General features: G+C 70.2%; 18 protein-coding genes. 6 read left to right on the top strand and 12 right to left on the bottom strand.

All coding sequences use genetic code 11. The features are described 5' to 3' along the window. Nucleotide 1 precedes the first annotated feature (1 nt). From queG to RN743_RS02445, 5 genes are all read left to right on the top strand, one after another. Nucleotides 2-1,111, top strand: coding sequence for a tRNA epoxyqueuosine(34) reductase QueG (queG, locus tag RN743_RS02465; RefSeq protein ID WP_310775902.1), 1,110 nt, complete (start codon nucleotides 2-4; stop codon nucleotides 1,109-1,111). Nucleotides 1,112-1,158: 47 nt separating this feature from the next. Next, nucleotides 1,159-2,241 carry a fatty acid desaturase gene (locus tag RN743_RS02460; protein WP_310775900.1) on the top strand — a complete coding sequence of 361 codons (1,083 nt, stop codon included), beginning with the start codon at nucleotides 1,159-1,161 and terminating at the stop codon, nucleotides 2,239-2,241. A 145-nt stretch (nucleotides 2,242-2,386) separates the two neighbouring features. Continuing rightward, nucleotides 2,387-3,493, top strand: coding sequence for a multicopper oxidase domain-containing protein (locus RN743_RS02455; protein WP_310775898.1), 1,107 nt, complete (start codon nucleotides 2,387-2,389; stop codon nucleotides 3,491-3,493). After that, nucleotides 3,486-4,709, top strand: a complete 1,224-nt coding sequence (locus tag RN743_RS02450; RefSeq protein WP_310775896.1) for a hypothetical protein — start codon at nucleotides 3,486-3,488, stop codon at nucleotides 4,707-4,709. Before RN743_RS02455 ends, RN743_RS02450 begins: the two co-directional genes overlap by 8 nt. A gap of 50 nt (nucleotides 4,710-4,759) precedes the next feature. Further along, nucleotides 4,760-5,191, top strand: coding sequence for a DoxX family protein (locus RN743_RS02445; protein ID WP_310775894.1), 432 nt, complete (start codon nucleotides 4,760-4,762; stop codon nucleotides 5,189-5,191). A 42-nt stretch (nucleotides 5,192-5,233) separates the two neighbouring features. Here RN743_RS02445 and RN743_RS02440 read toward each other — a convergent pair whose 3' ends face one another. The 12 genes from RN743_RS02440 to RN743_RS02385 form a co-directional block, all read right to left on the bottom strand. Then, on the bottom strand, nucleotides 5,234-5,722 hold the full coding sequence (locus RN743_RS02440; protein WP_310775892.1) for a nuclear transport factor 2 family protein: 489 nt from the start codon (nucleotides 5,720-5,722) through the stop codon (nucleotides 5,234-5,236). A 68-nt stretch (nucleotides 5,723-5,790) separates the two neighbouring features. Further along, nucleotides 5,791-7,581 (bottom strand): carbohydrate kinase family protein, encoded by a 1,791-nt coding sequence (locus RN743_RS02435; RefSeq protein ID WP_310775890.1) that lies wholly within the window; start codon nucleotides 7,579-7,581, stop codon nucleotides 5,791-5,793. Between the two features lie 10 nt (nucleotides 7,582-7,591). Continuing rightward, on the bottom strand, nucleotides 7,592-8,968 hold the full coding sequence (locus RN743_RS02430) for a hypothetical protein (RefSeq protein ID WP_310775888.1): 1,377 nt from the start codon (nucleotides 8,966-8,968) through the stop codon (nucleotides 7,592-7,594). Nucleotides 8,969-9,005: 37 nt separating this feature from the next. Further along, nucleotides 9,006-10,736: a multicopper oxidase family protein gene (locus RN743_RS02425; protein ID WP_310776072.1), complete on the bottom strand. Its 1,731-nt coding sequence runs from the start codon at nucleotides 10,734-10,736 to the stop codon at nucleotides 9,006-9,008. Between the two features lie 30 nt (nucleotides 10,737-10,766). Beyond that, entirely contained in the window at nucleotides 10,767-11,360 is a 594-nt protein-coding gene (locus tag RN743_RS02420; RefSeq protein ID WP_310775886.1) for a hypothetical protein, read from the bottom strand. Nucleotides 11,361-11,433: 73 nt separating this feature from the next. Next, nucleotides 11,434-12,264, bottom strand: a complete 831-nt coding sequence (locus RN743_RS02415; protein ID WP_310775884.1) for an intradiol ring-cleavage dioxygenase — start codon at nucleotides 12,262-12,264, stop codon at nucleotides 11,434-11,436. 38 nt (nucleotides 12,265-12,302) lie between these two features. Continuing rightward, complete coding sequence (locus RN743_RS02410) at nucleotides 12,303-12,827, bottom strand: FxsA family protein (RefSeq protein ID WP_310775882.1); 525 nt, start codon at nucleotides 12,825-12,827, stop codon at nucleotides 12,303-12,305. A 36-nt stretch (nucleotides 12,828-12,863) separates the two neighbouring features. Next, entirely contained in the window at nucleotides 12,864-13,238 is a 375-nt protein-coding gene (locus RN743_RS02405; RefSeq protein WP_310775880.1) for a metal-sulfur cluster assembly factor, read from the bottom strand. 73 nt (nucleotides 13,239-13,311) lie between these two features. Continuing rightward, nucleotides 13,312-14,547 (bottom strand): FAD-dependent oxidoreductase, encoded by a 1,236-nt coding sequence (locus RN743_RS02400; protein WP_310775878.1) that lies wholly within the window; start codon nucleotides 14,545-14,547, stop codon nucleotides 13,312-13,314. Nucleotides 14,548-14,553: 6 nt separating this feature from the next. Then, nucleotides 14,554-15,078, bottom strand: a complete 525-nt coding sequence (locus tag RN743_RS02395) for a nuclear transport factor 2 family protein (RefSeq protein ID WP_310775876.1) — start codon at nucleotides 15,076-15,078, stop codon at nucleotides 14,554-14,556. Next, the gene (locus RN743_RS02390) at nucleotides 15,075-15,983 is read right to left on the bottom strand and encodes an alpha/beta hydrolase (protein WP_310775874.1); all 909 of its coding nucleotides are present in this window, start codon (nucleotides 15,981-15,983) and stop codon (nucleotides 15,075-15,077) included. The genes RN743_RS02395 and RN743_RS02390 overlap by 4 nt, the downstream gene beginning before the upstream one ends. Further along, on the bottom strand, nucleotides 15,980-16,570 hold the full coding sequence (locus RN743_RS02385; protein WP_310775872.1) for a cob(I)yrinic acid a,c-diamide adenosyltransferase: 591 nt from the start codon (nucleotides 16,568-16,570) through the stop codon (nucleotides 15,980-15,982). The genes RN743_RS02390 and RN743_RS02385 overlap by 4 nt, the downstream gene beginning before the upstream one ends. Nucleotides 16,571-16,717: 147 nt before the next feature. On the opposite strand from RN743_RS02385, the gene ggt reads away from it, so the two are divergent. Then, complete coding sequence (ggt, locus tag RN743_RS02380) at nucleotides 16,718-18,511, top strand: gamma-glutamyltransferase (RefSeq protein WP_310775870.1); 1,794 nt, start codon at nucleotides 16,718-16,720, stop codon at nucleotides 18,509-18,511. Nucleotides 18,512-18,681 lie beyond the last annotated feature (170 nt).

Raw genomic sequence — 18,681 nt, 5'->3', positions numbered from 1 at the left:
TGTGACCGTCGCCCGCGATGCCGCCGCGCTGAAGCGGGAGGTCCGCGCCGCCGCGCGGGCCGCCGGGTTCGACCAGGTGGGATTCGCGCCGGCGGCGCCCCCGGCGCACGGGGACGCATACGAAGCCTGGCTCGCGAACGGCTACCACGGCGAGATGGGCTACATGGCGCGCGAGGACGCGGTGCGCCGCCGCCTCGACCCGCGAGAGGCCCTTCCCGGCTGCCGGACGGTCATCGTCGTGAGCCTCCTGTACGGATCGAAGCCGGCCGGCACCACGACACCGCCCCGCCGGCCCGGCGGCCGCGGATACCCCGCTCGGCGCCGGCGGCTGCCGGTCGTCGCCCGCTACGCGCTGGGCCGCGACTACCACGACGTGTTCGAGGAGCGGCTCGACGCGCTCGCAGCCGCCATCGAGGACCTCGCTCCCGGCGCCCGCACGAAGCGCTACGTCGACTACGGCCCCGTGCTCGAGCGGGACCACGCGCAGCGCGCCGGCCTGGGCTGGATCGGCAGGAACACGATGCTCCTCCACCCTGACCTCGGTTCCTACTTCATGCTGGGAGAGCTGCTCACGGACGTCGAGATCGAACCCGATCCCCCCTTCGTCCACGACCGCTGCGGCACCTGCCGCCGCTGTATCGACGCCTGCCCGACGGACGCGATTCTCGATGGCCGGGTCCTCGATGCGCGCCTCTGCATCTCCTATCTCACGATCGAACTCCGCGGTCCCATCCCCGAGGCGCTGCGCCCCGCGATCGGGAACCGGGTGTTCGGCTGCGACATCTGCCAGGAAGTGTGTCCCTGGAACGCCGAGGCGCCCGTGCCCGCGGACCCGCCGTTCGCGCCCCGCCCCGGCCAGCCGATGCCGCCGGACGACATGATCGCGTGGGCCGAGGAACTCGCCCCCCTCGACGCCGACGAGTTCCGGGCCCGCTACCGCGGGACGGCGTTCAGCCGTCCCGGCCGCGACGGGCTCCTCCGCAACCTGGCCGTCGGCCTCGGCAACGCGGGCGGGGCCGCCGCCCGCCCCGTCCTCGAGCGGCTGCGCGCGGACGCTTCCCCGCTCGTCCGCGAGCATGCCCGGTGGGCGCTCGACCGGCTCCCGGGTTAGGTTCAAGGCCGTCGTGGATGCGGACCCTGAAATCCGGAGAACAGCGCATGCCAGGTTATGCGGTCCTGGGAGAGCCGTGGTGGATCGCCCTCGTGTGGATCCTTGTCGCCGGCCACCTCACAAACATGGTCAACACGCTCTACCTGCACCGCTCCGCGACGCACGGCGGCGTCGTGTTCCATCCCGTCGTCGAGCACGCGATGCGTTTCTGGTGCTGGCTCACGACCGGGATCGTGACGAAGGAGTGGGTCGCGATCCACAGGAAGCACCACGCCTACGCGGACCGTGAGGGCGATCCCCACTCGCCCACGCTCGAGGGTCTCGCGAACATCGCCTTCGGCGGGCTCTTCTTCTACCGGAAAGCCGCGAAGGACGAGGCCTTGCTGGAGAAGTACGGGAAGGGGACGCCGGAAGACTGGGTCGAGCGCAACGTCTACACGAGGCGCCGCGGCCTGGGGCTCAGGATCATGCTCGTCCTCAGCCTGTACCTGTTCGGGATCATCCCCGGGCTTATCGTCTGGACGTGCATGGTGTTCTGGATGCCGATCACGGGGAACATCATCAACGGCCTCGGACACGCGCTCGGCTACCGGACCTTCGGGACGCGCGACGACAGCCGCAATCTCTATCCGTGGGGGATCTGGATTCTCGGCGAGGAACTCCACAACAACCACCATGCGGACCCCCGCTCGGCCAAGTTCAAGGCGCACTGGTGGGAATTCGACATCGGCTGGTTCTACATCCGGATTCTGAGCGTGCTGCGGCTCGCCAACGTGCTCTACGCGCGCACGGCGACCCCGCGGGAGTTCGCGGCGAAGTTCTACCGCGACTCGGCCGACCGCATGAACCGGCGTCTGGACAGGGCTCTGTCGCGCATCCAGCGGACCCGGGAGGCCGGACTCCTGCGCATCGAACGCGCCCGCGAGGAACAATCCCTCAAGCGTCTCGACCGCGCCGCTTCCCGGGCGCGGGCCCGTCTGGATCGGGTCCGGCCCGGGAAATTCGCGCGCGTGGCCAGGGCCAAGGCGGAAGCCCGCACGGAACTCGATCGGGCTCGCGAGACCGCTCGCGCCCGCATCCTCCGCGCCGTGGAAGCGATGACCCTCGAGAGCCAGCCCGCCACCGACTGACCCCGCCTGCCACGGCCGGACCCGGGCGCTTTGTTGACGCCGCTCCACGATCCGTGCATCTTCCGAAAAACGATTTTTAGCCTAGGCTAAAAATCGGTCCCGGGCCGCGGTCCGGACGGGTGTTCGCGGGAAATTCGGAGGACGAGTGAAGCCGGAGAGGTTGAGTCGGCGCGACTGGCTGAAGCTTGGTGCGGCGGGGGTTGCCGGCGTATCGGGCGCGACGGTGCTGGATCTTGCCTCCCGGGGCGGCGCGGCTGCGGCGCTGGCGGCCAGCGGCGCCTTGCCGCGCGAGCCGGGAACGGCTGACGCCGCGGCGGGCTCGCACGCGGCGCACCAGGAGGCGATGGGGATCGTCGGCATGCCCGGGCCCGATGGGCCGTTCGATCCGGCGGCCTTCCTGACCGACTTCGATTACGGAGAGGTCACGACCCGGGCCGATGGGCGCGTCGTGCGCCGCTGGCAGATGGTGGCGCTCGACCGGGAGATCGAGATCGCGCCCGGCGTCTTCTTCCCGGCGTGGACCTACAACGGGCAGGTGCCCGGCCCGACGCTGCGTTGCACCGAGGGGGACATCCTCCAGGTCGAGTTCACGAACGCGGGCTCGCACCCCCACACCATCCACTTCCACGGCACGCACCCGCCGGAGATGGACGGTTTCGAGCCGATCGTGGAGCCGGGGCAGCGTTTCACCTACGAGTTCGAGGCGAAGCCATTCGGCCTCCACCTGTACCACTGCCACACGATGCCGCTCAAGCGGCACATCCATAAGGGTCTGTACGGGACGTTCATCGTCGATCCGCCCGAAGGCCGGGAGCCGGCGCGGGAGATGGTCATGGTGATGAACGCGTTCGACAGCAACCTGGACGGCGACAACGAGGTGTACGCGGTCAACACATCGGCGTTCTACTACCACCACCATCCCGTGCGCGTGGGCGTGGATGACCTGTGCCGCATCTATCTCGTGAACACGACCGAGTTCGACCTCATCAACTCGTTCCACCTGCACGCGGGCATGTTCAAGGTGTTCCGGACCGGCACCCGGCCGGACCAGTACGAACTCACGGACACGATCATGCTGTGCCAGGGGGAGCGGCACGTCCTCGAGTTCCGGCTCGAGCACCCCGGCATGCACATGTTCCACGCCCACCAGAGCGAGTTCGCGGAACTGGGGTGGATGGGCTTCTTCGAGGCGGTCGAGCGGCTCGCCGCCGGAGAGGGCGTGCCTGTAGGCCCCGCGCCGCGCGATGTCTGACGAGCGGCCCGACGCCGCTCCTCGCCGCAGCGGTCCGGCGCGCTGGGTCCTGGGCCTCCTCCCGCTCGCGCTGCTGGCGGGGCTCATCGCGTTCTTCTTCGGCGCCGATCCCACGGCTCCCTTCCGGGACGCGTTCCCGCCCGTCGAGGACCTCACGATCGAGCGCGTGAGCTTCCCGGAGACCGGCGTCATGCGCCTGCACGTCGTGAACGGCGGCCCCGAGGCGGCCACCATCGCGCAGGTGATCGTCGACGATGCGTTCTGGCAGTTCGAAATCGATGGCGATCCGACCCTGCCGCGCCTCGCCCGGGCCACGCTCGAACTGGACTATCCCTGGGTGGAGGGCGAACTCCACGTCATCCGGCTGGTGACCTCTACCGGGCTCACCTTCGACCGCGAGGTGGCGGTGGCGACGCTCTCGCCGCGCCCCAACGCCCTCTACCTGACGACTTTCGGCCTCCTCGGCCTCTACGCGGGCGTGATCCCGGTCCTCGTGGGCCTGCTGTGGTATCCCTTCCTGCGCCGGATCGACCGGAAGTGGATCCACTTCTACCTCAGCCTCACCGTGGGCCTGCTGGCGTTCCTCGTCGTCGATGCGTTCGAGGACACGCTCGAGGCATCGGCGCTCGTGCCGGAGGGATTCCAGGCCGCCGGGCTCATCGCCGTCGGGGTGATCGGCGCCATCGTCGGGCTCAGAGCCTTGGGGAACCTCGGACGCGGCAGGAGCGGCGGAGGCTCCACGGGCGCGGGCGGCGGGGCGAGCCCCGGGCTCACGGTGGCGTACCTGATCGCCATCAGCATCGGGCTGCACAACCTTGGCGAGGGGCTCGCGATCGGGGCGGCCTTCTCCCTGGGCGAGATCGCGCTCGGGAGCTTCCTCGTCATCGGATTCGCGCTCCACAACACGACGGAGGGGCTCGCGATTGTCGCGCCCGTGGCGGACCGACGGCCCGCGCTGCGGCACTTCGCCTTCATGGGCGGCATCGCCGGCGTCCCGACCGTCCTGGGGGCGTGGGCCGGCGGCTTCTCCTATTCGCCGACGCTGGCGACCTTCTTCCTCGCGCTCGGGGCCGGAGCCATCCTGCAGGTCATCGTCGAGGTCACGCGGCTGATCCGGAAGAGCTGGCCGCAGGGCCTGTTCACTCCCCTCAACGCCACGGGCCTCCTCCTCGGCCTGCTCGTCATGTACGGCACCGCACTCATGGTGACCGCATAGCTGCTGGCCTGACGGCGTAAGCCGTGTGGTGTCACACCAAAGGAGGCACGATGCTCGGTGGCAGAAACCCCGGTCTCGGTCTGGCCATCCTCCGCGTGGTGATCGGTCTGATCTTCGTGATGCACGGCGCGCCCAAGCTGGCCGGCGGCATCGAGGGCACCGCGGTCTTCCTCGGATCGATCGGAATCCCGCTCTCCGGGGTCGCCGCGTGGGGGATCGCGCTCGCCGAGACCCTGGGCGGCGCGTGCCTGATCGCGGGCCTGTTCGTGACGCCCTTCTCACTGCTCCTCGCCGCGCACATGGTGGCGGGGATCTTTCTGGTACACCTGGCCAACGGCTTCTACGTCGTGGGCCCGGGCCAGGGAGGCTACGAGTTCAACCTGCTCCTGATCGCCGCCCTGCTGACCCTCGTGCTGGCCGGATCCGGGATCGCGACGGCCAGGAGCCTCTTCACGAGCGACGTAGAGGTCGTCATCGACTGAGACGTTCCCGCGGGAACGCCTCCAACGGGCTGGGCGTCGGCGTCAACCGCCCGGGGGGCCGAGCGGGCTCGGCTCGCAGTTCTCCGTTTCGCGCGTGTAGGCGATGCTCGAGATCCTCCAGCCGTCGCTCGAGTGCACGAGGCTGACCGCGTCGATGCCGCAGTGGCTGAACTCGCCGTCCACGTGGAAGTCGTACGGCGTCCACACGACGGCGATCGGACCCTCGATCATCACGTGCGGATCCCACATCCGTTCGAGCAGGGCGGGGCCGGGCTGACCGATGGAGGCCGCGAACTCGGCGCCGGTGCTCTCCCGGACCTGTACCCCGTCCGGGGTCTCTGCCGTTGCCACGAAGGTGGCGCCCGCGGTCAGCAGGCCGCGGATCGCATCGCCGTCGCGGGCCGCCATGGCGTCGAACAACGCCTGCACCGCCGCGACCGCCCCCGCTTCGGCGTCATCCTGTGCGGCGGCGTACGCGGGCGCGACGAGCATCGCCGCGGCGAGAAGCGACGTCACTCCGAGCTTTCTCATGAGATTCTCCCGATTCCTGTGGTGGGTCGTCCTTCGTCCGGTTGGTCGTGCATGGCGCGTCCGGACACTCAATACGCGGTCGTGCGAAACACCGGCTGGAAGAGTCGGGTGCGGTGCCCGCAGACGGGATCCGCGGGGCACGCCGCGCAGTCCGGTTCCGTCATCTCCGGGCAGCGGGTCCGGTTCTGAAAGAAGAACCAGTCCACCGCCCCCATGGAGCGCCCGCTCAGGCGCCGGATCTCTCCGACCGCCTCGTAGCAGGCGGCGCGCACGGCCTCCTCCTCTTCCGCGCTCACAACCTCCCGCTTCGCGAGCTTCGCGGCCAGCAGCTCGTCGTCCACGGACACGACGCCGAGCCGGAGGCAGCTGCGCTGGCAGTGGTAGTCGACGATCGGCGGCACGTCCTCCGCCTCCCCCAGCCGCAGGAAGCGTTCCGGGCGCTGGCTGAGGATCGCCGCGAGGAGGGCGGACTTCTTCCGCCACGGGTCCTCCTTGTAGCCGCCGACCGCGTCGAGGCGCGCGAGAAAGCGGGCGAGGGGCCGCTCCGTGACGTTGGCTTCGGCCAGGAGCGACGCCGGCGTCAGGCCGAGACCCAGCATGTCGCGGCCGTAGGCCCGCGCGCACCCCGGATGGAGGGCGCCGGCGGGGAGCGGGTTGCCTCCTCCGTCGTCCCGGAGGTGGCGGTCGAACGCCGCGTCGTCGAGGATGGCCTGGCCGGCGGGCGTGAGTGCGTCCGGCGCCTCGCGGGCCCAGCGCAGGTAGGTTGCCCACAGGTAGTCGCTCCCCTTGAGGGCCCGGCCCCCCAGAGAGGCGATCATGGGTTCCCGGTAGCGACCCTCGCGCTCGTGCCAGAAACCGAACTGCTGCACGGTCCCGGCGAAGAAGAAATCGAGCGCCGCCGGATCGCCGGGTTCGGGGAAGTCGGGTCCGGTGAAGGCGAACGCCGCCGCCTCGGGGGCCGTCGCGATGACCGCGGCCACCCGCCGGATACGATCCCCGTCGAGGCGGACCCGAGCATCCCGCGGCACCGTCGGCGGCGGGCCGTCCGCGAGGAGCGGCGCCGGACCGATGCCCGTCACCGTCTGCGCGGCGCAGGCCGCCGCGACGCGCGCGGCGATGGCGGGATGGTCTCCGGCCGCCACCTGGGCCAGCGCCGTCCCGCAGAAGGTGTCGCCGGCGCCCGTGGGATCCACCTCCTCGACCTCGGGGGCGGGGACATCGATCGAGTGGTCGCCCAGAACGACACGAGCCCCCCGCGGTCCCCGGGTAACGAAAACCACGCGCCCCGGCGGGACCGCCACCTGGTCGAGAGACCCGAAGAGGAGACCGGCCTCCTCCTCGTTGCAGAAGAAGTAGTGGGACGCCTCCACCACCCGCGAGACGACCTCCCGGTGCGCGCGGATCCCCGGCGCGTACGTCCCGCACCCCACGCGCACGCCCGCCTCGGCCAGCCGCCGAGCAAACCCCAGCTGCAGCTCCGGGTCGAGAAGGGGGACGACGTAGGCGAAGGCGCCCGGCCCCGCGTCGGGGATGTCGCCGTAACGGATGTCCCCCTCGGAACCGCGCACCGCCCGGCGATAGACGGTCCGGCCGTCGGGGAAGTACTCGATCTCGAAGTGGGGGAGTGCCGACGGCGGGACGGGAGGCCCGCGCCAGTCGAGGATGCGGTCCGCCGGATCGAGTTCCGCCGGCATGGGATCGGGCCGCGGCGCGACGACCGTGACGTCGGCCCCGACCCGTTGCGCCGCGAGCGCCGTGTAGAGTCCCGCGCCCCCGGCGGACCGCACGGAGCGGCCGCCGAGGTGCAGGAGGTCCAGTGAGGGGCTCCCGACCACGAGGAGCCGTGGCCGGGCGCTCATGCCGCCGGCGTCAGTCGCCCTGCTGCTGATCCGTCGTGATGCGCCCGGCCGCGCCGGCGGGCCCGTTGTCCCAGTCCTGGGCGCTCGAGATGTTCGGCATGCCCCAGTCGTCGCCGTTCCACCCCTGGAAGCCCTCCATCCGGAAGGTCCACAGACCCGTCGTCATGTCGCTCACCACGATGAGTCCGTCCTCGTTCCGGACATCGACCCCGAACGTGCCGTTGAAGACGGGCGTCCGGTCGACGTTCGGCGGCCCCAGGTAGGTGTCGTAGTGGCCCACCGTGATCGGATTCTCCGGGTCCATCATGTTGAACACGACGAGCCCATCCAGGTACCCGGACACGAACACGAGCGGCCAACGCACCTCGTGGTTGTGGACGAGGTTCTTCCAGTTCGCCGTCCACGCCGCGATCGGGCGGTTGATGGCGGACACCTCGCCGTTCAGCCCCGGCCGGAGGTCGAAGATCCGGAGCGGCGCGTACTGATACTCCGTTTCCGCGATCGCGAAGTTGCCGTCCGGCGTGGGTGTGAACGTGTGGCCGCTGCGGATGCCGGAGACGCCGACGATCTGCGTCAGAAGCTCGGGACTCCCGAGGTCCGTCACGTCGTAGATGTAGTAGCCGCCGGTGCCGCCGCCGTAGAAGCGGTCCGTCCCCGTTTCCGGGTGATAGCCGAGATAGAAATCGTGGTAGCCCCGCCGCCGGTTCCCCGTCATCCCCTGATCCGGGACCGGGATCTGCGCCACCATCTGATCGCCCCGCCCCTCGACGAGGGCCCCGAGGTCGTAGACGGCCGCGTACGGTCCGGAGACCGTGGCCACGAGGTAGACGTTCATGTTCGAGTGCTTGTAGACGAAGATGTTGTGGAAGCCGCCCGGAAGCTCGGGCTCCCGGATGCGGGCCACCTCACGCACGGTGGAGGCGTCCGGCAGTCCCGTGACGTCGAGGACGACGGCCCCCATGTCGGAGTCCGGGCCGCCCTGCCCGAACTGGAGCGACTGCACGACGTAGTAGCGGTCGCCCCACTTGAAGTGCTTCACGTCCATCCCGCCCGTGCGCTGGTGGAGATCCTGGTCTTCGATCCGCCACTCGTAGAGCACCTCGGGGTTCTCCGGGTCCTCGATCGAGACGATGTCCAGCCCCTTCGGACCGACCGGCCCGTACTGCATGCGCGCCACGTACGCGTACGGCCGGTGCATCTCCTGCTCGATGTCCATGTCCGCGATGCTGAGCCGCGGGCCGAGCGGGACGTGTCCGAGCACTTCCATGTTCCGGCTGCCGCGCTCCACGACGTCGATCGCCTGGGCGCCGAGCGCCGCCGGGGCGACGAACGCTGCGCCGAGAACGGCGACCGCGAAGAGTGTCAGGGTCCGATTTCCAACCTTCATGCTTTCCTCCGTTTTCGAGCGGGCAGCCCGCGGACTGCTAGCCGGGGTCCACCGTGAACACCATGGACATGCCGGCCTCCAGATGTTCCGCAATATGGCAGTGCGCCATCCAGCGGCCAGAGTTGGAGGCCTCGAGCAGGATGTCGAACGTCGACCCGACCGGGATCACCATCGTGTCCTTCCAGGCGAGATTGTCCGACGGCACCCCGTCCCTCGAGAGAATCAGGAAGCGCTGCCCGTGGATGTGGATCGGGTGCTGCATGGGGTGGAACGAGCGGCGCAGGTTGTGGATCCGGATCTTGAGGATGTCCCCTTCCGTGAAGCGCCAGTCGATGTCCCCGTTCTCCTTCCCTGTGCGCGTGTCGCGCATGATCCACGTCAGGTTCTCCGACGTGGAGAGGTAGTTCATCATCGGCATCGCGTCCGTCCATTCGACGGGCGGGAAGTACAGCGTGTCGATCGCCATCACGGCGACGATGTCGCTGGGCAGGTCCCCCACGCGTGCCGTGAGTTCGATCTCATGGTCGACGGGGCGGTTGAACTCGGCGCGGTAACGGTCGATGTCCTCGATGACGTCCGCGTGTTCGCGCAGCGTGGCGAACGCGTCCCCGTGGTCCTCCGCGACCGGCTCGTCGAGGACGGTGACGATCCCGAGCGTGTCCGTCTGCGGATAGAAGCGGCCGTTGAAGTGGTCGATGGCCTGGATCGGGTTGAGGAGCGCGTACGTGCCGGGCTCGTCGAAACGCGCGTCGACGATGTACCGCTGGGCGGGGGCGAGGACGACGTTGGAGACGAAGCTCTCGCGCTCGAACTTGCTCACGTCCGCCCCCACCAGCTTCATCTCCGCGCCCTCCAGGACGAGGTTGAAGGTGCGCGTGTTCGCGACGTTCGTGAGATAGAGCCGGCGGACCTCGCCACGGCGGACCGTGGCCTCCCAGCGCGGCTCGCCGTTCACGAGCAACTGGTTCCCGAACCGGCCCATCAACGTTTGCACGGCGGCTTCGCGTCCCCAGGGAAAGAGTCCCCCCTCATCGACGAGCAGGTCGTCGAGCATGAGGAAGTCCTCGCCGTTCGCCGGGCCGTAGTAATCCGGCGCGGGCGCGTCGACGACCATGTTCCCGTACAGGCCCAGGTCCTGCTGGATGTCCTCGCGGTGGTGCGGGTGATACCAGTAGAGGCCGGCGTCGGGGAAGTAGACCCGGTACATGAACGACTCGCCCGGCTCGACCGGGTCCTGGGTGAGGCCGGGCACGCCGTCGAACTCGTTCTCGAGCCGCAGGCCGTGCCAGTGGACCGCCGTCGGCAGGTCGATGTGATTCGTGAACAGGACGATGATCTCCGCGCCCTGCGGGACGCGGATGAGGGGCCCGGGGTACTGTCCATTGAAGCCGTACATCGTGAAGGTTCGCATCCCGATCGTGCGCCGGACGAACCCGGCCTCGAGGCGGAGCGTGTCGCCGTCGGCCATCTCCACGACCTCGCGGAGGACCGCCTCCGGGAGCATCGCGGGGTCGTGGCCGGGGTCGGGCAGATACGGAGTCACCGCAGGGACCGCGCCCATCAGACCCGGAAGCATCATCGGCATCGGGATCGGCTGCGGCGGCATGCGCCACACGGCCCCCATGCTGTCCGTCGCCATCATGTGGCCCGCGTGCTGCTGCCCCGATGCCGGTGCGCCGCCCAGCCACAAGACCGCCTGGAAGACCGCGCCGGCGGCAAGGCGACGGGCCAGCCGCCCGCCCGGTCTGCTGATCGTACCGCGCGGCATCACGGTCCCGGCCGGCTCGCTATCGCTGGCTCAGAAGTAGAGCTGGCAGTTCATGGCCTCGAACGGGCCGTGCCCGGCCATCGTGTGCAGCCGGCCGGAGGGCGAGAGGCCGGTGAGCACGATCGGCCCCTGCCAGCGCTCGACAGCGGCCGACGCCTCCTCGCTCACGAACACGAGGAACTGGTTCCATGCGACCCGCGCCGTGAGCCGGTTCTCCTCGCCGAGCGTGCCGAGCTGCACCCACTCGTCGAGTTCCGGCTTCGCGGCCCACGCGACGTAGACCGCCCCGCCGCGGCGGCGCAGCCGGTCGACCTGGATCTCGATGTCGAAGGTCTGGAAACCGCCGTCGTCCACGGTGATCTCGAACGGTGAGCCGGGCTGCGTGAGCGTCATCGACCCGCGGCTCCCGGGCGCGCTCTGCGTGCCCGAGAGCGGAACCACTTCGGGCGTGACGAGGCAGGTGCCGACCCGGGGGGACGCGTCGACCCAGGGCGCCGTCCCCATCGGAGCCGGGATGTCGCTCGGCCCGGCGGCCCGCGCCTCGCCCGACACGAGCGATCCGAGGGAGATCGCGAAGACGGTGCCGGCGCCGATGACGCCGGCGGACTGTTTCATGCTCTTCATGCTCGAAAGGTCGATTCCGGCGCCCCGCCTTGCAAGCGCCGGCGGCCGGGCGCGTGCGCCGGGCGAGCGGCCCTCAGCCCAGCCCGGGCCGCCCGGCTCCCCCGCGTCTGCCGCTGCGGCCGTCGGGCTGGCCGGTCTCGGCGTCCGTGAGATCGAGGCCCAGGTCGAAGGTGGCGGCGTATCCGTGGTCCGTCTCGCTCACCTGGGCCATCAGGCGCTCGCCACCGTCGCGGCGAAAGATGCCGTCGTCCGCGTTGTTCACGGGGCGCTGTCCGCGCGCCGCGTACGGCGCCTGCGCGTGCACGCGGTCCGTGAGCGCCTCGTCGAAGTAGAGCTGCGAGGTGAACTCGTACGGCTGCCCGGAAACGTCGGTGCGCACCTTGAAGTGTACGTGGACCGCGCGCCCGCGGTACCAGCCCGGATAGATCGTCGTGAACCGGGCCACGCCGTCCTCGTCCGTGTGCCGATAGCCCCGGAGGAAATGCCGGTCCCTCGCCGATTCGGGGGCGCCGTCGTCCTCCACGCCCGAGTACACGCCGTCGGCGTCGCACTGCCACACGTCGACCAGCGCGCCGGGCAGCGCCGCACAGTCGCCCTGGGAAATCTGTGAGACGTTGAACCGGAGCGTCAGCGGGATGCCCTCGCTCACCGTGCCGGTCGACGGATCGGACCGGATGTCCGAACGCCCGAGCCGCGCGTCGACGAAAAACGGCCCTTCGGTCTGCTCGGGCTTCGCCACGCAGGCGGGCAGCGCGCGGGCGATCCCGTCCGCCTGGGCGGCGAGAGGGGTGCCCGTTCCCAGAACCCACCGACCGGCGGCCAGCGCCCCCCCGCCGACGCCGAGCGCGGCGAGAACCTCGCGCCGCGTCAGTACCCGACCCCGTTCGATGTCCTCGTGCTCCATTGCCGCACCTCCATAGTCTTTGGGCCCCGTCCCGGGCGTCAGTCGCCGTCCGGCTCGCTCTCCTCGATGATGATCTCCCGCCGCGAAGACCGCGGCCCGCGGCCGCGACCCGCTCCGCCGGTCCCGGGGCGCGCGCCGAAGTTGCCGTACAGGCCGCTGAACCCGCCGCCCGATCCGCTCATCACCTGGATCGTGCCGCGCTCGATCTGGGCGCTGAGCCGATCCCGGACCCGGGCGATGAGGCGCCGCCTCACCGGCGGGATGAGCAGCAGGATCCCGGCGATGTCCGTAATAACACCCGGGGTGATGAGCACGATGCCCGCGACGAGGATCAGGAGCGCATGGACGAGCGATTCGCCCGGAAGCGCGCCGCCCTGGAGCTCGTCACGGACGGCCAGCCAGCCCCTAAGACCTTCGCGCCGCGCCAGCCACGCGCCGGCGAACCCCGTCCCCATGACGAGCAGGAGCGTCGGCCCGAGCCCGAGCAGGCCGCCGATTCGAATGAGGAGCGCAAGCTCCACGACGGGGACGATCGTAAACAGCAGGAAGAGCCGCAGGAGCATCGTCAGACCCGCGGGGCCGTCAGAATCCGGACACCGTCAGAAGCCCATCATCGCCCGCACGGCCGGATCGATCCTCTCGGGCGTCCAGAACGGCTTCCACACGAGGCTCACGACCGCCTCCTCCACCCCGTCCACCGTCTCCGCCGCGTCCTTCGCGCCCCCGAGAATCTGTCCGCCCGCGGGGCAGCCGGGGCTCGTCAGCGTCATCGTGACCTTCGCCTCGCCCTCCTCGACCTCGACATCGTACACGAGCCCGAGGTCCACGATGTTGATTCCGAGTTCGGGATCCGTCACGGTGCGAAGCGCCGTCCGCACCTGCTCCTCGATCTCGGGCGCCACCCCCGACGCCTCGTCCGCCGAGCCCATGCCGTCCATCGGATCCCTCGTATCCCCCGTATCCTTCGTTTCCATCTGTTTCGTCACCTTTCGACGGTTTTTCTCACCCGAGCCACGGTCCGACCGCCCCGCCTTCCGACCACCCTGCCTATCCGACGAGTTCGCCGGGGCGCACGCCCGGCTTCTCGAATTCCTTCAACAGATCCTCGACTGTGGGGCGCGCGCGCACCAGCGCCCGGCAGTCCTCCATGGCGCCGGTCGCGTTGATGAGGATCGTGCCGGTGAGCCGGTTGTCCGTCACGCAGTACACGATCGAGCGGCCGGAGCCGAGTTCGCCGGAGACGATCGTGCGGTCCACTTCGGCGGTCTCTCCGAACACGTTGATACTGAGATCGAACACGTGCGTGAAGAAATAGGAGAGGTGGTCGAAGGCCTCCCTGGCGCCGGCCATGTTGCGGCCCGCGTGACGCCCGTGGGCGCGGGCGTGGTCCCAGTGCTCGAGGCGCGAGAGTTCGCCTCCCACGGGATCCGGGAAGCGGGCCACGTCGCCCGCCGCGTAGATGTGGGCGGCCGTCGTCTCCGCGAACCCGTCCACCACGATCCCGTCCTGGACCGCGAGGCCCGCTTCGGCGCCGAGTTCATCGTTCGGCGACATCCCGACGCCCACGATCGCGAGGTCGGTCGAAATCTCCTCGCCGCTGTCGAGCACGACCCGCGCAAGGCGTCCCTCGCCATCGAAGGCGGCCACGCTCGAGCCCATCATGAAGCCCACGCCGCGCTCCTCGAAGTAGCGGCGGAGGAACCCCGCGATCGCCTCGGGGAAGACCCGAGCCCAGACCCGCGGCTCCACCTCAACGACGATCGCATCGACGTCGAACCTCGACAGCGATGCGGCCAGTTCCATCCCGATGAAGCCGGCGCCGACGAGCACGACGCGCGACGCCCCGCGGGCCATCTCGCGCAGCTGCTCGGAGTCGGCGGCGGTGCGCAGCGTCGACACGCCCGCGAGGTGGCTTCCCGGCACCTCGAGCCGCTTCGCCCGCCCGCCCGTGGCGATCAGAATGCGGCCGCCTCGAATCGCGTCGCCGCCAGCCGTGTGGACCGTCATGGAGCGAGCATCCAGGCGCGTCACCGGCGCGTCCGTGAACAGTTTGAGCCCGTCCGCCCGCTCCTCGAACCAGCGCACCGGCTTCACGTGCAGCAGGGTCCGCGGCGCCCCCTCGGCCTGCAGGAACTCCTTCGACAGGGGAGGCCGGTGATAGGGTGGGTCCGCCTCCTCGGCGAACATGGCGATCGAGCCCTCTCGGTCGATCTCCCGGATCCCGTCCACCGCCGAGACCGCCGCGAGGCCGCCCCCCACGATGATGTAGTCGAAGGTTCGCATCGGTCGTCAGCTCCCGCCGTCTTCGGCCGACTGGTCATGGACGATGAGCCACGCCCCTTCCAGGTTCAGCAGGACGAGCGTGAACGGCCCGGTCGAGGTGACCGTCCCCTCGCGTTCGAGGACGTAGCGCGCCGTCGCGACACCGACCCGCTCATCCACCTCCCGGACCCGCAGGTCCTCGAAGCGGAGACTGTCACGCGCCGCGCTCGGCGCGAATCCCGGAGCGTATCGCTCCCGAATCCCGTCGTAGCCTTCGATGAGTCCCGTCGATCCGATGTAGGTCGTCGTGGGAGATGGAGAGTAGGCACTCATGAAGCCCTCAAGGTCGCCCCCGTTCCACGCCGCCGCCTGCCGGTCGAGCAGGGAGGCGACCTGCTCGGCGAGATCGGGCCCCTCGTCCGCCACCGGAGCGCCGTTGCCGTCCAGCCGCACGATGCGGCAGCCCCCCGTCGCGAGTCCGGCCGCCAGGACGGCCGCCATCGCCGCCGCGAGTCCCGATCTTCGCCCCTCGATCCACAGACCTTGAGTCATTCGTCTCGTTTCAGCGCGCGCGTGAACAGTTCGACCGAGGCGTCGATCGCCTCGTCGAGTTGCGGTGTCGTCCCCGCGAACGGGTGTCCCGCCTGGAACGTGTGCGTACCCCCTTCTACCCCGACGAGCCGCGCGAGGTCACCCACCGCGTCGGCGATCCGCCAGGCGTCGCTGAAGGGCACGGACTCGTCGGCTGTCCCGTGCACCACGGTGACCGGAATCCGCAGGCTCGCGGCGCTGGCGAGCACGTCGAGGCGCTCCCGGTTCGCGCGCATGTCGTCGAGCACATTTCGCTCGAGCGGCATGTCCTGCTTCGTGCGCGCGTTGGGGATGATCACGGTTTCCCCGGCGTCCCACCGGTCGGCGAAGCTCTCGTAGCGGGTGACCGACGAGATCGAGGCCCACGTGACGAGTGCCCGGACCTGCGACCGGAGGCCCGCCTTCAGGATGCAGGTCGCGCCGCCCCGGCTGTGTCCGAGCAGGCCGAAGCGCGTGGCCGGGACAACCCTGACGTCTCCGAGCCGACCGCTCGCGAGTCCATCGAGGATGGCCTCCAGGTCCCACAGTTCGCGTGAGAAGGTGTTGTGGCTGAAGGCCTCCAGGTCATCGAAGTCCGAGTCGCGCACGCCGGAGCCGTCGAAGTTGAAGGAGACGACGGGGATCCCGGTCCGCTCCGCGAGTCGTTCGCAGAGATGGGGGAAGAAGCCCCAGTCCTTGAACCCCTTGAAGCCGTGGCAGACGACGATCGCCGCGTCATCTGCGAGGGAAGTGCCGTACGCGGGGGAAGCGCCGCCGGCGGGCCGAGCGGTCGACCAGTAGTCGCCGCGCAGGTCCGCGCCCGGCGGCGCAAGTCGAAACGGGGTGCGCCTCACGGTCTCCATCGCGTCTTCAGCGCCAGCCTTCATCCCGCTTCATCCCGCTGGCGCTGGGGCAGCCACATCGCATCGTCGCGGCCGGCGCGCCGGTTCGTGGCCCGGGCGAGGGTGAACAGCAGGTCGGAGAGCCGGTTGATGTAGGGGACGACGACTTCGGCGAGGTCCGGCTGCTCGTCGAGGAGGGCGGTGACGCCCCGCTCCGCCCGCCGGCAGACCGTGCGCGCGACGTGCAACTGCGCGGCGAGGGGCGACCCGCCAGGCAGAACGAAGGCCTCGAGCGCGGGAAGCTCGGCGTCCAGCGCGTCGATCCAGGCCTCCAGCGCGTCGATCCGGTCGGCGGAGAGCGCGGAAATCGTTCCCTTCCGCAGCAACCGGCCGGGATTGGCGGCGGCGAGGCGGGCCCCGATCGTGAACAGGTCCTCCTGAACAGCCCTGAGTGCCGGCCGGGAATCGCGGAGCGTCGCGGCGGCCGGGTCGAGGGCGAGCGCCACCCCGATCGCGGCGTTGAGTTCGTCGACGGTGCCGTACGCCGCGACCCGCGCGTCGTCCTTCGGGACCCGTGCGCCCCCGAGGAGACCGGTCTCCCCTCCATCCCCGCCTTTCGTGTATATCTTCAATCGGGATCGGCCATCATCGGGTTTGGCCGCGTGCCGCGCGTCGTGCGCCACGCTGATGGCCGAACCTTAACAGCCCGCGGCGAAACGCCGCCACCGGGCGCCGCCACCGGGGGTCGCCACGGGGCGCCGCCAACAGGGAGCCGTCACGTGAAGACCGACCGAAGCGATGTCCGGCCCGCGGATGTTCAGTCACGAAGAGCTTTCATCGCGACGGCGGCGGCCGGAGTGGGGGCCGTCGCCTCGGGCTCGCTCGGCGCGTGCGGTCCGGGTGGCGAGGGGACCGCCGCGAGCGCATCGGACGACGGAGCGCCGCACGACGGGGCGCGAGACGCCGGGGGCGGGATCGTCGTGGCGCGCGGGCCGATCGCGGTCGAGGCCGGGGTCGGGGCCCTCAGGCTCGGGGGCAACGCGATCGATGCGGCCATCGCGACGGCGTTCGCCCAGTTCATCACGACGCCGTTCTCCGCCGGCGTGGGCGGCTTCGGCTGCATGGTCGTGTACGACGCGAACACGCGGCGCGCCACCTCCATCGACTTCCACGGGCGCGCGGGGAGCCGGGCGACGCCCGACATCTACCGCAGCGCCCTCGAGGGGCGGATCTACGGCCACGCCGACCGCTGGAAGGTGCGCGACGACATCAACCAGATCGGCTACAAGTCGGTCGTCACGCCGGGCACGATCGCCGGTCTGTGGGAGGCGTGGAGCCGGTTCGGGACCCGGCCGTGGGCCGAACTGGTCGAGCCGGCGATCCGGCTCGCGTACGATGGCTTCGAGATCCCCGGCGCCCTGGCGCGCGGCTTCACGACGCGGACTGAGTCATCCTCGGGCGTCGTCCCGTTCTTTACCAAGGTCCGCACGACCGAGGCCTCCGCGCGCATCTTCCTCAACGACGGCGTGCCGTGGCGGGCGGGGGAACGGCTCGTGCAGCGGGACTACGGCCGCACGCTCGAACTCATCGCCGAGGGCGGCGCCGATGTCGTCTACCGCGGCGAGATCGCCGAACGCATCGCGGCGGACTTCGAGCGCAACGGGGGCCTGCTCGCGATGGCCGACCTCGAGGCGTACACCCCCGACGTCTACGAACCGGTGCACGGCACGTACCGCGGCCACGACGTGTTCTCGAACGCCCTGCCCGGCAGCGGCGCCCAGGTGATCGAGATCCTGAACCTCCTCGAGGGCTACGACGTGCCGGGTCTCGAACACGGGAAGGCGGAGCACGTCGAACTCCTGGGCCGCGCCCAGATCCTCTCCTTCATCGACCGGCGCCGGTACCACGGCGACCCGAAGTTCATCGACGACCCGACGGACATCCTCGTGTCGAAGGACCGCGCCGCCGAACTGAGGGGCTTCATCGACCGGCGCGAACTCCCGCCCGACGTCGTCGAGGAGCCGCCGGAGGGACCCGACACGACGCACCTCTCGACCGCCGACCGGGCCGGGAACTGCGTGGCGCTCACGCACACGCTGGGCTCCGCTTCGGGGGTCGTGACCGAAGGGCTCGGCTTCACCTGGAACAACTGCATGTTCCAGTTCAACCCGGTGGCCGGACGTCCCAACAGCATCGCACCCGGCAAGGCGCGGATCACCGGGATCTCGCCGGCCATCGTGCTGCGGGACGGGCAGCCCATCCTCGTCACGGGCGCGGCGGGCGGCACCCGGATCCTGGGCGCCGTCCAGCACACGATCAGCAACACGGTCGACTTCGGCATGTCGGCGCTCGAAGCCGTCTCCGTCCCGCGCTGGCACTGGGAGGACCACCTGCTCGAATTGGAGCCGCAGCTGTTTCATCACCTGAAGGAGGAGTTGGAGGGACGCGGCCTGGAGGTCGCGAACGACGCCTTCGTCGCGCAACTCCACGCCGTCGGAATCGACCCGGACACCGGGCGACTGTCGGGGGGACCGGACCCGCGCGGCTGGGGCGGCGGCTCGGCTACGGCATAGCCCCCGCGCCCCCGGCTTGAAGCCGCGGGCCGGAGCCCTGCCGAAGTGGTTTCGAGGTTGACACCTCCCGCATGCGTTTGTATCCTGCGGGTCGCGCTGCGGGGTGGAGCAGTCTGGTAGCTCGTCGGGCTCATAACCCGAAGGTCGCAGGTTCGAATCCTGCCCCCGCT

The sequence above is a fragment of the Candidatus Palauibacter scopulicola genome (assembly GCF_947581915.1).
Taxonomy (GTDB): Bacteria; Gemmatimonadota; Gemmatimonadetes; order Palauibacterales; family Palauibacteraceae; genus Palauibacter; species Palauibacter scopulicola.
Note: the sequence above shows the minus strand (reverse complement) of the source record. Positions and strands in the feature narration are given on the sequence as shown.

Bases quoted from the DNA above. Each gene is read 5' to 3' on its own strand.
- RN743_RS02460 (WP_310775900.1), top strand. From the start codon at position 1,159: ATGCCAGGTTATGCGGTCCTGGGAGAGCCGTGGTGGATCGCCCTCGTG.
- RN743_RS02450 (WP_310775896.1), top strand. From the start codon at position 3,486: ATGTCTGACGAGCGGCCCGACGCCGCTCCTCGCCGCAGCGGTCCGGCG.
- RN743_RS02445 (WP_310775894.1), top strand. From the start codon at position 4,760: ATGCTCGGTGGCAGAAACCCCGGTCTCGGTCTGGCCATCCTCCGCGTG.
- RN743_RS02440 (WP_310775892.1), bottom strand. From the start codon at position 5,722: ATGAGAAAGCTCGGAGTGACGTCGCTTCTCGCCGCGGCGATGCTCGTC.
- RN743_RS02435 (WP_310775890.1), bottom strand. From the start codon at position 7,581: ATGAGCGCCCGGCCACGGCTCCTCGTGGTCGGGAGCCCCTCACTGGAC.
- RN743_RS02430 (WP_310775888.1), bottom strand. From the start codon at position 8,968: ATGAAGGTTGGAAATCGGACCCTGACACTCTTCGCGGTCGCCGTTCTC.
- RN743_RS02425 (WP_310776072.1), bottom strand. From the start codon at position 10,736: ATGCCGCGCGGTACGATCAGCAGACCGGGCGGGCGGCTGGCCCGTCGC.
- RN743_RS02420 (WP_310775886.1), bottom strand. From the start codon at position 11,360: ATGAAGAGCATGAAACAGTCCGCCGGCGTCATCGGCGCCGGCACCGTC.
- RN743_RS02415 (WP_310775884.1), bottom strand. From the start codon at position 12,264: ATGGAGCACGAGGACATCGAACGGGGTCGGGTACTGACGCGGCGCGAG.
- RN743_RS02410 (WP_310775882.1), bottom strand. From the start codon at position 12,827: ATGCTCCTGCGGCTCTTCCTGCTGTTTACGATCGTCCCCGTCGTGGAG.
- RN743_RS02405 (WP_310775880.1), bottom strand. From the start codon at position 13,238: ATGGAAACGAAGGATACGGGGGATACGAGGGATCCGATGGACGGCATG.
- RN743_RS02400 (WP_310775878.1), bottom strand. From the start codon at position 14,547: ATGCGAACCTTCGACTACATCATCGTGGGGGGCGGCCTCGCGGCGGTC.
- RN743_RS02395 (WP_310775876.1), bottom strand. From the start codon at position 15,078: ATGACTCAAGGTCTGTGGATCGAGGGGCGAAGATCGGGACTCGCGGCG.
- RN743_RS02390 (WP_310775874.1), bottom strand. From the start codon at position 15,983: ATGAAGGCTGGCGCTGAAGACGCGATGGAGACCGTGAGGCGCACCCCG.